Annotated in this window: 14 protein-coding genes and 1 pseudogene; 5 read left to right on the top strand and 10 right to left on the bottom strand. The window is 47.3% G+C overall.

What is annotated here, in order from left to right; all coding sequences use genetic code 11:
• Window positions 1–381 precede the first annotated feature (381 nt).
• Window positions 382–648, top strand: coding sequence for a hypothetical protein (locus HMPREF9439_RS09280; RefSeq protein ID WP_008864629.1), 267 nt, complete (start codon window positions 382–384; stop codon window positions 646–648).
• A gap of 394 nt (window positions 649–1042) precedes the next feature.
• On the top strand, window positions 1043–2188 hold the full coding sequence (locus HMPREF9439_RS09275; protein ID WP_008864627.1) for a Fic family protein: 1146 nt from the start codon (window positions 1043–1045) through the stop codon (window positions 2186–2188).
• Between the two features lie 127 nt (window positions 2189–2315).
• Here HMPREF9439_RS09275 and HMPREF9439_RS09270 read toward each other — a convergent pair whose 3' ends face one another.
• From HMPREF9439_RS09270 to HMPREF9439_RS13360, 4 genes are all read right to left on the bottom strand, one after another.
• The gene (locus HMPREF9439_RS09270; RefSeq protein WP_008864626.1) at window positions 2316–3911 is read right to left on the bottom strand and encodes an AAA family ATPase; all 1596 of its coding nucleotides are present in this window, start codon (window positions 3909–3911) and stop codon (window positions 2316–2318) included.
• Window positions 3912–4039: 128 nt separating this feature from the next.
• Window positions 4040–5725, bottom strand: a complete 1686-nt coding sequence (locus HMPREF9439_RS09265; RefSeq protein ID WP_244862428.1) for an RNA-guided endonuclease InsQ/TnpB family protein — start codon at window positions 5723–5725, stop codon at window positions 4040–4042.
• Window positions 5726–5831: 106 nt separating this feature from the next.
• Complete coding sequence (locus HMPREF9439_RS13365; RefSeq protein WP_270208218.1) at window positions 5832–6110, bottom strand: recombinase family protein; 279 nt, start codon at window positions 6108–6110, stop codon at window positions 5832–5834.
• Between the two features lie 18 nt (window positions 6111–6128).
• The gene (locus HMPREF9439_RS13360; RefSeq protein ID WP_008864623.1) at window positions 6129–6392 is read right to left on the bottom strand and encodes a helix-turn-helix domain-containing protein; all 264 of its coding nucleotides are present in this window, start codon (window positions 6390–6392) and stop codon (window positions 6129–6131) included.
• Between the two features lie 77 nt (window positions 6393–6469).
• On the opposite strand from HMPREF9439_RS13360, the pseudogene HMPREF9439_RS09255 reads away from it, so the two are divergent.
• The 3 genes and pseudogenes from HMPREF9439_RS09255 to HMPREF9439_RS09245 form a co-directional block, all read left to right on the top strand.
• Window positions 6470–6685: pseudogene (locus HMPREF9439_RS09255) on the top strand (FAD-binding protein); the annotation flags it as partial.
• Between the two features lie 143 nt (window positions 6686–6828).
• Window positions 6829–8307, top strand: a complete 1479-nt coding sequence (locus HMPREF9439_RS09250) for an FAD-dependent oxidoreductase (RefSeq protein WP_008864621.1) — start codon at window positions 6829–6831, stop codon at window positions 8305–8307.
• A 307-nt stretch (window positions 8308–8614) separates the two neighbouring features.
• Window positions 8615–8803, top strand: coding sequence for a hypothetical protein (locus HMPREF9439_RS09245; protein ID WP_008864620.1), 189 nt, complete (start codon window positions 8615–8617; stop codon window positions 8801–8803).
• A 36-nt stretch (window positions 8804–8839) separates the two neighbouring features.
• Here the strand turns inward: HMPREF9439_RS09245 and HMPREF9439_RS09240 are convergent, their stop codons facing one another.
• From HMPREF9439_RS09240 to HMPREF9439_RS09215, 6 genes are all read right to left on the bottom strand, one after another.
• On the bottom strand, window positions 8840–9058 hold the full coding sequence (locus HMPREF9439_RS09240) for a hypothetical protein (protein ID WP_008864619.1): 219 nt from the start codon (window positions 9056–9058) through the stop codon (window positions 8840–8842).
• Window positions 9059–9203: 145 nt separating this feature from the next.
• Window positions 9204–9440 carry a type II toxin-antitoxin system RelB family antitoxin gene (gene relB, locus HMPREF9439_RS09235; protein ID WP_008864618.1) on the bottom strand — a complete coding sequence of 79 codons (237 nt, stop codon included), beginning with the start codon at window positions 9438–9440 and terminating at the stop codon, window positions 9204–9206.
• 164 nt (window positions 9441–9604) lie between these two features.
• A complete protein-coding gene (locus HMPREF9439_RS09230; RefSeq protein ID WP_157645876.1) occupies window positions 9605–11242 on the bottom strand; it encodes a VWA domain-containing protein in 1638 nt (545 codons plus the stop codon).
• 73 nt (window positions 11243–11315) lie between these two features.
• A complete protein-coding gene (locus HMPREF9439_RS09225; protein WP_008864616.1) occupies window positions 11316–12269 on the bottom strand; it encodes a DUF3150 domain-containing protein in 954 nt (317 codons plus the stop codon).
• Between the two features lie 135 nt (window positions 12270–12404).
• Complete coding sequence (locus HMPREF9439_RS09220) at window positions 12405–13427, bottom strand: AAA family ATPase (RefSeq protein ID WP_244862426.1); 1023 nt, start codon at window positions 13425–13427, stop codon at window positions 12405–12407.
• 83 nt (window positions 13428–13510) lie between these two features.
• Window positions 13511–14536: a DUF7146 domain-containing protein gene (locus HMPREF9439_RS09215; RefSeq protein ID WP_008864614.1), complete on the bottom strand. Its 1026-nt coding sequence runs from the start codon at window positions 14534–14536 to the stop codon at window positions 13511–13513.
• Between the last annotated feature and the right edge of the window lie 80 nt (window positions 14537–14616).

Here is a 14616-nt window from a genome sequence, read left to right as displayed (position 1 = left end):
CTTACCGAACGAAGGACAGCGTTCTTGCCTTCAAAATGCAATCCTCTGGAAGCTCGGTCTCTTTTGATCTATTACAAAAGTATTCTTCAGGAACATAGAAACCGACAACGAAAGGATTCGACATCTTATTTGTTTTTCAATTATTGAATTTTCAATAATTTAATTTTAAATAAACGGGACATCCTCAAAGTTACTTGTAGTTACGGTCAAAATGCAACGTTTTTTGAACGCAAAGCCGATGGAAACTACTTTTGTGTTTAGAAAATAGCCTTTTTCCAAGCACAAATCTAAATTTTTTGCCTTTGTGAACGAAAAAATCACCTTTTTCAACCTCGACAAGCACAAGTAAAATGGATCATCATTCCTAAAAGGGAGCTACAGATGTCTCAAACCATCAGCCTGAAATTAAGCGATTTTGATGCTGCTTTGCTTTCTGAACTTTCAAAAAGAGAAGCAAAAACGCCTGAGGAACTGATTTTGGAAGCTTTGCATAGCTTGTTCGCCAGCCGTCTTGATGACAAGATCATTCCTCTTTCATCTGATGTATTCGACGCATGCTCCAAAATAATTTTTGAGCCGGAAAAAGATAAAGAAGTCTTAATGCGTCGGCATAAGTTGATGGACACAAAGCCGGTTTGGGACAATTAACGATTCTTGCGAAGAATCTGCGCTCGCAACCAGTTTGACATCTGAATTACAGGAATACCAAATCTTCCAAACGCTGTTCCAGCCAATTAATTGTCCGGCCAAAAAAAGACGGACTTCCTTCTTTAAGCACTTCTCTGGTTCGTCCTTGTTATGGAAGCCTCCGCTTCTAATTTGCGTCCAAATTTGACGATTTTTTCATCCACAACACATCCGAAAAAGCTATTTGTGTTCAAAAAACCGCCAATTTTTAAACACAAAACCCAAAGATACCTATAAAATCATACTTGTGTTTAATTTTTGGACAAAAACTAAACACAAAATTGTTCCTTATTCCTACAGACAATTGGCGGCAACAGCAGGAATGCTTTTGAGTTCTTAAGGAATAATCGGACAAATGCTGAATGTGACATCTCAAAGGTTCCAAATGATCAGAAAACCTTTCAACCTCCGAAAACTCCCGTTAGACCAGCGTGAGACTCTACCTTGGGGTGATTTCGGCTCACTTAGCTTTTCCTCCCTCCTCAGTCTCTCAAATCTAGATGGCATGATGCTAGCCTCAGCCAAAGCCGATTTGTTTTGGATATCTTGGCTCATGAAGGAAGCGCAGTTATCGAATGAAATCGAAGGGACTGTGACTACTTTTGAAGAGGTCATGGGAGAAAATGTCGGAATAGTTGCGCCCTTGGAACGCAGAGACGATATTCAGGAAGTATTGAATTACCACGAAGCTATGAACTATGGGCTGGAAGAAATTAAAAACGGTCGTCCTTTTTCCGTCTCCTTAATCAAATCTCTTCATGCCTTACTTTTGAGAGGTGCTCGTGGAGAGCGTAAGACTCCCGGTGCATGGAGAACCGTTCAAGTCCACATCGGCAAACCAGGATCTTCTTTAGATCAGGCCTCTTACGTTCCGCCGGACCCTTTATTCATCGAGGAACTTATAGAGAACTGGGAGCTTTTTGCTCGAAGAGAAGATCTACATCCGATTATTCAAACCGCTGTCCTTCACGCACAGTTCGAAATGATCCATCCATTTTTAGACGGAAATGGAAGAATGGGTAGACTTCTTATAACTTTGTTTTTAGCTTCTAAGAAGATCCTTCATACTCCTTGTCTTTACATCAGCGCATACCTTCAGAGGCACCGAGGAGCTTATTACGCTTCTTTGGCAAAAATCTCAAAAAATAACGATTGGAATACTTGGATTTCATTCTTCTTGAGAGCTGTCGTAGAGCATTCGAAAGCAAACGCATCTCTACTGATGAAGATGACAGATCTTTACGAGATCTCAAAAACCCAATTTGCGGAAGCCACCAATTCTTCTCTGGCGATGGAGTTGCTTGATTACTTATTTGCTCAACCAATATTTACGGTTCCGAACTTGATTAACCAAACCAAAGTGAAGGCCTCGAAAGCCACTCTCCTCCTCGCCGTTCAAAAACTCGAAAAAGCTGGATTAGTGACAAAAATTAGTGAAGGAAGAGGAAGAAGACCAACCGTTTGGAAATTTGGAGCTCTTGTTGATCTTATCCAAGATTGACGTATGAAACGTATCCTCCCTGATAAAGCAGCAAATAGACAGGAGTGAGATAGCAAAATTTTTGCTCACTGAAAAGTTAACGCGGTCCGGAGCCGCAAACCCGTCCGGCTCCGTGCAAGCCGCGCCTCTAAACTTCTTGCCACTTGACGAATTTTCGGTCTTCAATGGAGAAGACAAGCGCAACCCTCTTCACTTCTTGTGAGTATTGTTGATCTCCATAATGCCTTTGCTTTATTTGCTCAACAGCCTCACTCAGTTTTTCGGTTTCGCCTTTGTTGCCCTGCACAACCTTGAACTCAAAGATCCAATGTCTATTGCCTGCATTCACCTCCAAATCGCTCCTGCCATGTGCATTGTGATGTTCAACTTTTACATCCAGGCCGGCGCCCGCAAAATAGACTTGAACATAGGCTCTTAAAGAAGCTTCGTCCCTCACCGGATACCTTTGATAATCAATCGCCAGAAAAAGTCGATTAAGGATATGGAAAACAGACTCCGCCGACTCTTCATATAAGACCTTAACAATCGGCCCTGCTCCTACTTGTCCTGCCACCTTTCCGTCCAAAAGATGCTCGGTGTAAAGCTGAGCCATTGCACGTTTAACTTCCAAATTAGGATAATCAAGAAAAACCGTATTACCAAATTCGACGGACTTAATAGTGAGATAGCCGGCCTGCGTTAACAGACCGATATCGGACAAAGTTTCAACATCAGAAGAGCCAGCCAATTCCGACAGCGCAATTGTTTTATCTCTGGCGTACTCTTCAGGATCCTTAAGAGCATGGCTCTTTAAATATTCAAGCAAAACGGCAGGCTTACCTCCGCTTTCAAACCAATAATCTTTTAACCCCCGATCAGGTTGAGCCAAGAAATTGAGAAGCGACCAAGGTGCAAAAACCCTCTTCGTCCCAGTCTCCTCAAAGCAAAATCCATCGTAATGAGCAGCAAGCCGATTCATTAATTCGTTTTGGCTTATAGAAAGAACTTCTGCTGACTTAGCAATGTAAGATCCGAAGTATGTTTGAACTTCTTCGTGCGTATAGCCTAACAAGGAACCAAATTGCGGGGCTAAAGAAATATCGCTCAAATTATTGAGTTCGGAAAAAATACTGGTTTTATTGAATTTTGTGATTCCGGTAACAAACACAAATCTGAGTGCTCTGTCGTTGGATTTCAGAACGGCATAAAACTCAGAGATCCTCTCTCTAACAGAATTAAACAACCCATGCTGATTAAGGCAAGAGGTTAATGGTGCATCGTATTCATCAATCAGGACTACTAACGCGTTGATGTCTAATGTTTGAAGCCATGTTGATAATTGACCTGAAGCGCTGTTAAGGTCGTCGTCAACATATTGGAATCCGACCATGCCGAAACATCTAGAAATAAGAGAAGTAAATTTTCTCGAGAAGTCTTCAGGTGAGGAAAAATTCTTTATTTCCGAAAAGTCTAGCCTCACCACAAGAGGTTTTGACTCTTCAATCCACAGCTTCTCAATAGCCAAACCCTTGAAATCTCTTAGTCCGTGTCTGAACAACGACTCAAAGGTGGAAATCAACAAAGACTTTCCAAATCTTCTTGGACGAGCCAAAAAATATTTGCGTCTTTTAGAAGCCAGTTCGTAGACCAAATCCGTTTTGTCCACGTAAATCTCATTTGCAAGCCTTAAGGCAGCAAAATCAGATGTTCCCAGCGGCAAATTCTTCAAGTTATTATCAGTCATCAAGCCATTCCACCATCATGATTTTCTCTATTTTAATGAGAACTTATAGTTCCTCAATATCTCTAGTTTTTTAAGGATTTCACCGAATTATCCAACTGCCTCTAATAGCTAAAATATTTCCCGAACCGTTATCTGGAAGCCGTACAAACCTGTACATTGCTTCTCAGTTCGCTCTTCGATGAGGCTGAACGGGGAGATTCGTCCACAACACGTGCCTCACCTGAAATCTTGTCGGAAACGGTATGATTTAATGATTTCCAACCGACGTAACGACCATCCAGTACTGCTTTCACCCGAGACGGAGACATTCCTATACGGATCTCCTTATCCCCCAGACGGCCGAGAATGTTTAACGAAGCAACCAAGTCAGCATGTCCGTGGTACCCGCAAAGCGAGCACTTAAATGAATTCCCGTATCGGTTTTTTTTGTCCGTGCAGTGACACCGGGGGCATTCTCTCGAACTGTAGGCCGGATTGACTTCGCTTACTTCAATTCCATGTTTTTTTGCTTTATATCTGATCCTCTCCTGTAGGTATCCTCGCATCCAGCCGCTCAGTCGTCGGTTCCATTTCTTTCCAAAATGAACCTTCATACGTGCGCTTAGGTCTTCAACGACTATCTGCTTGATCGGGTTTGTCTTCCGAGTAAAAAGAAGATTTAACTCTCTGTTAACGATAGTCTTGATAACTCCGATATCACGGATGTACCTGGCCCGCTGCTTCTTTCTGCCGAGGTTATGTTTTCGGATCCGCTCTGCCTTAGCGAGATTGTCCTTGTTAGGCTTCTTCAAAAGATTGCGAAAGAGCGAATGCATGCGATTTCGGCCTTCGCTGTTTTTTCGTCGTTTGTCTGAAATAGCAGAAAAGTATTGTCCCAGATCCGTCCCAAGAAGTTCCTGTTCACTCGTGGCCATCATCTCTGTGTAGCCGAGATCAATTCCAATGACGGTGCCGGTCTTTCTTTTTTCTTCACATTGCTGAGGCACGTACACTCTTAGCGAGTAAGTACCCGCAGTATCACGTATCAGCTGGAGCGTTCCGCGGATCTTGCTTCTGCCTTTAAGCCGAAGGGAGATTCTTTTACCGGGCTGCAGTGACATAAGCTCAAGAAATTGAGCATCTTCCGTTGATCTGACTGTATAGCAGCTTGCATCAAAGTCAATGCGGTTGTGAAAAGCTTGCGTTCGCGGATAACAGACGCTGTCTCTTCTAACCTTATTAACGGTTCGTCTTACAACTCCCGCGATTGACCGAAGTGCCTTTGAAGAAAGAGGCCGATCGTAGCTGAGACAATAGTTCCGATCGAAAGATACTTCCGGATTCGGCACCGGGATTCTTCCGTCCAACAATTCAAAAAATTGACGGTTTACACCGCAAAGCAGCCAGCACGCGTAATGACGATCCTGATCGTTAAAATGCTTTAACGTATGCGCAAGCTTCTTTTTAGCTTCTGCAATGACGCTTTTCCAATGCGTCAATGCCATCTTGGATGTTTCTTCCAAAGCCAGCTTCCAGTGACGCACCTGCAGGTGAGGCCCTGACGTCTCTTTAAGTTCCCGGAGCAAAGTAAGCAGATTTGCCTCCGCCGCTTTGCCGTTTGTTCGCAAGTCCGCGAGTCTCTGATTAAATTCAACAGGTTTTTTACTCAGAGCTGCCACCAGTTTATTTCGAAAAGCTCGGAAGTCCCTAACCTCTCCTCGAAGTTCTCTGGTTTGGAAGGCAAAGAGAAATTTGGAAGCCACAAAACCATATGACGAACACATCCGATCCAATGAAACTCTATCGGTCTCATTGGGCATCTCAAACTGACGCACGAGTGTTCGCTCAAGGCTGGACATTTAGGGGTAAAAATAAAGTAATAATTGGATACTAACGAAAACTTAGATTTTTTATACCCGTATTTTCCTTTACCTTATTTTTCTATGAGCGCTTCCCGTAAAGGCGAGCGCAGAAGACTGTCATCAAGGTAATAACGTCCTTGACGAGCTCCGTTTCGAAAGACTCTTGTTCCGGTTCATCAAGGATGACTACGCGAGTGCCCATATAGTGAGCGATGAAATAAATCAATTCGGTACCGAATCGGAGGAGTCGATCGTCGTGGGTAAGAACCAACGTGCTGACACGTCGAAGTAAAAGCAGTCTCAATAAACGCTTAAGGCCAGGCTTTTTGCAATTGAGCCCGCTTCCGAGGTCTTTGATTACCAGCTGACAACCGTATTAGCACAGTCTTTCGGCTTGGGCTGTCAAATCCGAGCGCTGATCATAACTTGAGACTCTTGCATATCCGACCACGATCCTTTTATCGCTGTTCGGATGAAGCATTTCATGAACTTCATCAGGATCAAAACGTCTTTGATTGCCCATTGTTCGGATGACTCGTGCGAATTTGCCGTTTTTGCACCACCGTCGTACGGTTGCAACACAAACTCCAAAAGATCCGGCTACTTCCCCGATTGTCATCAAATTATGAATTTCTTTCATACTCTCCCTCCAGTGGAAGCTGAGTATGTGCAGGTTTGAATAGATATTCAATGGCTAGCCATTAGCCCTTCTGGGCCGCCCGCGTCGGCATGAGAATTCATTACACCATGGGCGCCCTCCGGATCAATGAAAAAGCTCAATGTCTCAAGGAAGGCAAAACGATCCCCGGACTCTGCGCAGCCGGAGAAATCACCAGAGGCATCCATGGAAGAAACCGAATCGGTGGAAACGGTTTAGCCGATGCCTTCACATTTGGCATGATCGCGGCAGAAAATCTTGTTTCCGAGTCTTAACCAAAATCGCTTACTCTTTAACTTTAACTTTGTCAATAACCTAATGTTTATTTGGCGAGAAGCGCTGAATTCTTAGACTTCTTCTCAACGAGGCCAAGCAAGCAAACCGCCTCAAACCTCAGATTTCACATTCGGAGAAGAAAATGACAAAGCTTTCACGTCGAGTATTCCTTGGTTCCGCTCCTGCAGCTGCTGCCGCTGCCGGTGTTTTCGGAACACTCTTCAGCTCTGCTGCTGAAGCCGCTATCAATTGGGATGACACCTACAACGTCATCGTGATTGGGGCTGGCGGTGCCGGTCTTTCTGCTGCCGTCTCTGCAAAAGAAGCCGGCTGCAAGAAAGTCGTCGTCCTTGAAAAAATGATGTTTGCCGGCGGCAACACAATTCGTGCCGGAGGCGGATTTAACGCAGCTATCAAAGCCGACTACGAAAAAGCCGGCATTAAAGACTCTCCCGACCTGCACGCTCAACAAACATTAGCTGCCGGCGACGGACGCGGCGATCCTGTCTTGGTTCACCAGCTCACAGAAAAAGCACCTGAAAGCGTTCAATGGCTCAAAGACCATGGCGTCAAGTTTGAAGACCATATCTATCAGATCTATGCCGGTCTCTACAAACGTGCACGTAATCCCATCGGACCGAGAGGCGGCGCATACATCAAGGCACTTCTTGAAGTCTGCAAGAAAGAAGACATTCCTATCCTCTACAACACCCGCGTCGTCGAAATCATCCGTGAACATCAGCTGAGCGGCCGTGTTCTCGGCGTCAAAGTTGAACAAAAAGGCGGCAAGACGCTTTATCTGCGTGCACTTAACGGCGTCGTTGCAGCAGCCGGCGGTTTCGCAGCCAATGACAGACTGACAGCCATTCATGATCCTCGCATGGGCCAGTTGGATACCACAAACCATCCCGGCGCCACCGGTGACGTTTTAATCGACTTAGTCGATATCGGTGCCGGCACCCGCGGTCTGGATTACATCCAGTGCATCCCAGGCGGAGTTCCGGGAGAAAAACATGCTCCTAACCTCTTCACGCATGTTGACCGCTTCTTGTTTGTGAACCTCGACGGCAAACGCTTCATTAAAGAAGACGCAAGACGTGACGTATTGCGTGACGCCATGCTTGATCAGCCGAAGGCTATTGCTTGGACAATCGTTGACGCAGACGGTTTTGAACAGCTGAAGAACTCCAAAGGACCAGAAAACGAAGTTGCTTTGAAGACCGGAACACTCTACTACGCCGACTCTATTGAAGACCTGGCTAAGAAGATCGGTGTTCCTGCAAACAACCTCAAAGAAGCTGTCGACACCTACAATAAGGCTGTTGACACCAAGAAAGATCCGCTCGGCCGTGCTGAAGGCGTTCTGGTCAACAAGATCATCAAAGCCCCGTTCTATGCCGGTCGCGTTACGATGAAACGTCACCACACCATGGGCGGTGTGATCATCAACAAAGACGCTCAAGTCATTGACCGTCGCGGCAATGTCGTCCCCGGCTTGTATGCAGCCGGTGAAGTCACAGGCGGTATCCACGGTACCAACAGTGTCGGCGGTAACGCTATGGCTGACATCTTCACATACGGTCGTATCGCCGGTGTGAACGCAGCTAAGAATCCTGCCTAATGTTCAGAGACACTCTAACCTTCGTTAGATGGTTAGAGTGCGACTGAAGAGGAGCTTCCGATAGACTACCGTCGGAAGCTCTTTCAATTCTAAAGCTGTGAATAAACTAACAAAACCTCAGACCTCAAATCACCATACCAAGTTGAGAGCATTGAAACTAAAGATTTGAGATGCCAAACTATCAGAATGGAAGGTGAGCCGCTGTGTCACTCATTGCCCACGCACTAGAGACCTATGCAGAAAACTTCCATTTCGCCAAACAATTCCGAACAGTAATCGCTTTAAAAGCTGATTGAAAATCAAGCCTATGACAACCGTACATTTCAAGCTTTCTGATGCCAAACCCTGGACTGCGGAAGAACTCCAACGAATCAAAAGCATCAGAGACGAGGATATCGATTACTCTGACATTCCGCCAACTACGCCAGAAGATTGGAAAAAAGCCGTCCGCGGAAAGTTTTGCAAGCCTGCTAAGAAATCGGCCACCCGGAAGTGATTGCCTAATGCAAATGCGGCGGCTGGCAAAGCCGCCTCACAAATTCCAGTCGGGGACTTTTTTGAGCTTCTTTCTGCCCTCAATTTCCTGCGGCGTCAAAGGACTGCCGACCAATTCAACCAAAGCTTGATACTGGTCTTCAGGCAGAAGAATCGTTTTCTTCTCTAAGAAATTTTCTTCAAAAACACTTCTCAGAGCGGATAGAACGATCTGTGTTTTGGTCGTGCCTTGCGTTCTGCCAAGACCTCTAAGCATGCCAACTCATCGTCCGGAATTCTGATCTTTAACACTGCCATACTGTCTCCTTGAAGAACTGCTGCAAAAAGAGGCGTCCGCCTGAAACTAGGGCTCGATAGAAAGAAAGTGTGCTGAGAAAAACTACAAAAAATTATCCTCGCAACTAACGAGACCCTTCACTTTTGAGACCAAGCATCTGCGCCATTTCTTCAGAGGAAACGACGTCTTCCCGGCCATCGCGTATTCGTTGTACTACCTTGTCAGAAAAATAGATGTCCTCCAGATCATCTAAATAATGATCCAGAGCTTCTTTGACTAAAGCAGTCTCTGAGCGACCCGTTTCTTTAGCAAACCGACACAGCCGCGCCTCAATGCATTTCGGAAGCTGAATTTCTAACAACGAACAATCCCCTGAAAATTTTCGATTCCTTCAAGAAGAAAGAAATCATCCGAGAAGAAAAACTCTACGGATCTCCTTCCTTAATTATCCTTCCGAGGCCGAATTAACACAGCCGCTCAAACTTGGTATCGCAAAAATCTTCACGACGACCATGCGGCTAAAGATCAATGTCTTCTTCTAAACGTCTCTTCAAGAAGCTTATAAGCCGCCTCTTTCATTTGACGAGAATGCTTGATGTCTGACTGAATACTAAAAATCTTCGGAATATCATCCCCGATGCCCAAGCAGACAATCTCAATCCCGGCACGCTTCAAATCTTGCTCAATATCAGTCAGAAGTTCGGCATCGGAACACAATCCGTCCGTAATCAAAAAGATAATTTTGCGGGACTCTCTTCGACTGACAAGCTGAGCGGCCGCAGAGTTAATCGATTGTCTGACCGGCGTGTATCCGAAAGGCCTTAACGCGCAAAAGCGATCTAAACAAGACGCAACGGGCTCATCAAAACGCTTGACTTCTAACAGCGTCTGCCGTTCAACACCCGGGAATGCATAAACCGAGCTTCGGCATCCGCTCACGGAATCAGTCATTCCGGCGATGGTCTGACCACACAAAGATCCGGTTCTCATGTCTTCGCGCGTCATGGAGCCACTGCGGTCTAAAAGGACGCACATCGCAACTGACGGACGCAGCACAGATTCTTCGCATCGAAACACTCTGGTGTCGCCGACATAAAACCGGCTCAGTCTCTTGGGCTCCAGGTCTCTGCCGCTTCTCGCATAACGCGTAGGCTGGAAACTCAATCCCTGCAGGAACCGATGAAACTGCTGTGAGCCTCCGCGAAGCAGCTTTTCCGCTTCCGCTTTGAATTCAGGATCAACCCGAGGACTGAGTTCACTTCTGACCGTCGGCCAAACCGCGGCTTTGCCGGTCGGATTCTCGCCTGTGGCTCCTCGATAGTTTTTATAGTCTTCTTCTATGGCACGGTGGATATCGGCGTCCTTAAGATCATCGCTCTCGAACAAGGCATCAAACTCGTCGGACTTTTGCTTGTCTTTCTTCGGAATTTTGGCTTTGCCCTTTCCTTCAGAAGAAGCCGATGCTCCTTTTGATGAAGAGCCGGCGCCTGGTTGATCGGAACTGCACTTGTTCTCTTCAGAGAATACCTTTTGAGAAATCGCCTGACTGAATAGTTGTGCAATCTCTCTTGCGCATTGAATAACCGCAGCGGTATTCGGGCTTCTGACCGATTCTTCTGCCTTCTGCATAATCCGCTCAAAGAGCTCCTGACCGAATCTCTGTACAAAAGCATTCTTTGCTTCTTCCGAATAATGCTTTGAGCAGTCGTATTCCAGCATCAGTGCGGTCATGCACCAATAGCAAGTAAGGCAAAGAAGCGCGCCCGGCGAAGTATGTTCGTTGATTTTCGGAAGCTGCCCTGCCCGAGCCATCTTAGAAAAGTGTTCATTGCGCCAAAGATAGCCGCCCGGATATTTTTTATATCCGATGGCATCAATGCGAACGTCTTCCAGAGCATTAACGAGCGAATGCAGTCCTCCGAGCGAAGCCACTTCATCAAAGTCACTGTACAAAACGTGATGAATCTCATGCGTCCCGTGAGACAGGTAGGCATCCAGCGCATCCTGAGACTGAAGCAACGGCTCTCCTAAATAAACGGTCTTGCCGTCTGTGCAAGGCGTGCCGGCAAATACCACTTTGATTTCTTTTTCCCCAGAAAGAGAAGTCAAAATGCCGTTTACCGCTTTTAATATCGCGGGTAACGCAATCGTTATCTGAGACAAAGTGAAATTCCTAAAAATTATTCCGGAACCGTGTCCCAAGGCTTTCGCCTTGAGACACTGAACAGGAAGTCGGTTAACCGAAAGGAAAAAGCGACCGGCCGCGGGCAATCATGCCTGCCGCTCCGGTAAGCACCTCTCGCCTTTCCTCAACTGAAGGAACGGATACGAGAGACTCTGCCTCTTCCGTTGTGTTCTGCTCGTGGCCTGCATTTGCCTGCGCAAATGCTTCCCGAGCTTTCTCCAGAAACTGAACAAAAAGCTTCTTGTTTCGGCACCAGACATGGGTCCGGCTGCCTTCGGCAAGCGCTTCTTCCAGTGCAGCGGAAGCAAGAGCAAATCGGGTTTGAGAACAGCTCCATGAACGTACCCGTTCATAAAGCGTCCTGACGCGACACACAATCGCTTCCGTGACGTTGGCGGTCTCAAGCGCCGCGCAGATGAGATCGGTCTCATCGGCAAAACGCTCGGCCAACCCGTCAAGAAAAGCATCCTTTGAGCTTCGTTTGCCCGTACCGTGCGCAGCCAGAACAAACGCATCAAACTCAAAGCTGATCCGACGCAGAACAAAATTCGTCGGAGGAAAAACGGCTTCTTTCGAACAACCCGGAGGAATGATGCCTTCGAGCCTCTGAGCAAGAATGTCTTCATAGGCCGGCGCAAAAACTTCATCGCGCCGCCTGCAGAATTCTTTTCTCCAAACACTCAATGCTCGTTCCGCAACGGCAGCATCCTGCCTTCGCATCACGAAACCGTTGAGATAAGGTTCGCCCATCTCCTGACACAAAGCCTTGGCTCGCGCTCTGAAGTCAAGAAAAGGTTTCAGCATCACGCCCGGAATAATCCTTCGGCGTTTCATAAACTCCGCGCCTTCCTCAATTGAGGTCTGCTCAGTTGTCGTCCCGCTCCAGACACTAATCTGAAAACAAATCAGCACCAGATCGGAATCTTCCGTTTTATCTTCTTTCTTTTCGGTTGATAAACAACCGCTGTCTTGCCAAAAACCGCGGTTACCAAACAAATCAGCCATAGGGCCTCCTTAAATAAAAAAGAGAGCCCTTAAGGCCCGTCATCCGAGGGCTTAAAGGCCCTCGAATAACGATGGGTTGAGATGACCGAAATCATCTCTGGAGTAAAGAACGATCGGTCCGTTAGAAAACTGCGCTTAGGCAATATGCTTGCCGATATCGCCGATTTCTAATTCGACCAATTTTTCGACCGCCAATGCGCCGGCTTCTTCCAGACAGTCCGTCAGCGCGATTTTCATCGCACGCCTCAAAGCAGCCCGAGGCTCATTCTTCATCGCCGGAGATCGATAGCTCAAAAGAAGTAAGTCTCTGAACCGCAGTAAGACTCGGGTCGAAATCGTTGCTTCCGCAACGGCTCCGTCCTCCGTCTGACGGCAGTAAGCCTGACGAACTCGGTCCGCCGCCCTCCTCAGACGCACGGAAAATTCTTTCCGCCATTCTTCAAAGGACATGCCTCGGACTTCAAGCTCCGGAGTTGTCGCTTCTAATAAAGAAACTTCAGCCTCCTCGCCCATGTAGTCCATGCGCATCTTCCAAAAGCGGTCGAGCACTGCCGGATCCTGACTAAAGCGTCCCACATAGCGTGAGCCGTAATCTTCCGTCAACCCCCGCAGATTGTCGGTCATGACAATCCGGGTTCTCGGATGCGGATGAATCACTTCTCCGGTCTCCGGGATATAAAGCGGAGAGCCTTCAAGCAGTTCATTGACCGACAGCCAAAGATCCGGCGGCGCTGCCGACATCTCATTAACAAGAAACACACAGCCGTGCCGCCAGGCCCGCGTGAGCGGACCGTCGGCAAAGCGCATGCTTTTGTCCTTATCAATGACATAGCCGCCGATGAGATCCGTACGGTCCAAGCGGGCGCGTGCGGTAATCGAAATCACCGGCGCGTTCACTCGGGCGCAGTACTGGTTCACAAAGCTGGTTTTGCCCGAGCCGTGCGGGCCGCTGATAAACAGCGGCTCACCCGAACCGATTTCAAACCAGGCGCTCATGATCGACAAAGCGTCCTTTTCAAAAACATAGGAAGGATCCAAGCGAGGAATGAGGCACCGGAGTTCCGGTTCGATATCCTTTAATCGGTATCCTAAAAGTGATCCGTCCTGCATAAATCCGAAAGATTCCAGCGAAACGAATTCGTTTAATACCTGTGACATACAAAGCTCCATATAAAAAACGGAGCCTCGGACTCCCTGCGGGGCACAAAGGCCCCGCAGGGTTAAGTAAAAAACGATGCACACTATGTTTTTGCCAAACAAGCCTGTGCACCGAAGCTTGTTTGGTTTTGAGCCATGAGGACGTCGTTCCAGTCTGAACCCGATTGCTCGGGCAGACGCACTTCGACCTCAATGTCGGGATGCCGCTGTTTGATTTCAGCGGCGCCCGCATAAGCCTCCCTTTGACCGATAAAGTTCTTGTCCGAGTCACCGAAAATGATGATTCTGCGGACCGACTTCGGCGGCACAAAGTTGCGGAAATTAAATGCGGCAACCACCGACCACACCGGAACTCCGAAGAGCTCCGACGCAGACAGCGCCGTCTCAATTCCCTCGGCTAATCCGAGCACGCCGGATTCGTCCGTTTCGGCCAGACGAACCGCGCACCCCGAGAGCTCCTTGCCGAGTACTTTCTTAACCGCCTTAACGGGGGCCTTCCGGCCTTTGTCCAGATAAGTGCGATGAAGACTGACTCGGTGTCCTTCAGAGTTAACGATCTCGGCCACAAGTCCTTCATAGAAGGAGTGATCCCATGACCGTCCGTCCTCGGAAAGCTGCGCATAACGAAGACGATTCGAGGCACGGAGCGCCGCCGGAAAACACTTTTTCAAGCCTCGGCTTCGAAGATAGACATAAGCACTATCTTTCTCGCCTAAGGCATGAGAGGCAGCCCATACTTCTTCTACCGGAGAAGACTGCTCTTGTGTTTTCGTGACTCTGTAGGTTTTCTCTTCGTGAATCGGAAGATTGAGAAAGCGGGCCATAAAACGCAGAGCGTCAACGTAACCGAACTTCTTGATTTTCATCAGAAGATCGACTCCGCTGTGGTAACCGCAGTGACGGCAGAAACTGTCGCCTTTCCCAAACTTGTCGGTATAAGAGAAACGGTCAACTCCCGCGCACCATGGGCATTCCAGGTTTTTGGTTTTGAAGATCGTTTCATCCGCACCGGCGGACAGAAGAATACTTTTGTAGTGGCCTTGGGCACGAGAAAGAATGGTATTCACCGTGCTTTGGCTGATACGAAGTTTGTGGGTAGTAAGTTCCATCGGATGTTTCCTTTTAAAGAAAATTCGACGTCCCGCTCTGTCCCCGAATTTTAGCGAACACGGCGGTTCGCCAAAAAAAG

This window comes from Parasutterella excrementihominis YIT 11859, from assembly GCF_000205025.1.
GTDB classification, from domain to species: Bacteria; Pseudomonadota; Gammaproteobacteria; order Burkholderiales; family Burkholderiaceae_F; genus Parasutterella; species Parasutterella excrementihominis.
This window is presented reverse-complemented; position numbering and strand designations above follow the sequence as displayed.

Coding starts and splice junctions, on each gene's coding strand:
- HMPREF9439_RS09270 (WP_008864626.1), bottom strand. CDS start 3,911: ATGACTGATAATAACTTGAAGAATTTGCCGCTGGGAACATCTGATTTT.
- HMPREF9439_RS09280 (WP_008864629.1), top strand. CDS start 382: ATGTCTCAAACCATCAGCCTGAAATTAAGCGATTTTGATGCTGCTTTG.
- HMPREF9439_RS09240 (WP_008864619.1), bottom strand. CDS start 9,058: ATGCTTAGAGGTCTTGGCAGAACGCAAGGCACGACCAAAACACAGATC.
- HMPREF9439_RS09245 (WP_008864620.1), top strand. CDS start 8,615: ATGACAACCGTACATTTCAAGCTTTCTGATGCCAAACCCTGGACTGCG.
- HMPREF9439_RS09215 (WP_008864614.1), bottom strand. CDS start 14,536: ATGGAACTTACTACCCACAAACTTCGTATCAGCCAAAGCACGGTGAAT.
- HMPREF9439_RS09250 (WP_008864621.1), top strand. CDS start 6,829: ATGACAAAGCTTTCACGTCGAGTATTCCTTGGTTCCGCTCCTGCAGCT.
- HMPREF9439_RS09275 (WP_008864627.1), top strand. CDS start 1,043: ATGCTGAATGTGACATCTCAAAGGTTCCAAATGATCAGAAAACCTTTC.
- HMPREF9439_RS09225 (WP_008864616.1), bottom strand. CDS start 12,269: ATGGCTGATTTGTTTGGTAACCGCGGTTTTTGGCAAGACAGCGGTTGT.
- HMPREF9439_RS09220 (WP_244862426.1), bottom strand. CDS start 13,427: ATGTCACAGGTATTAAACGAATTCGTTTCGCTGGAATCTTTCGGATTT.
- HMPREF9439_RS13360 (WP_008864623.1), bottom strand. CDS start 6,392: ATGAAAGAAATTCATAATTTGATGACAATCGGGGAAGTAGCCGGATCT.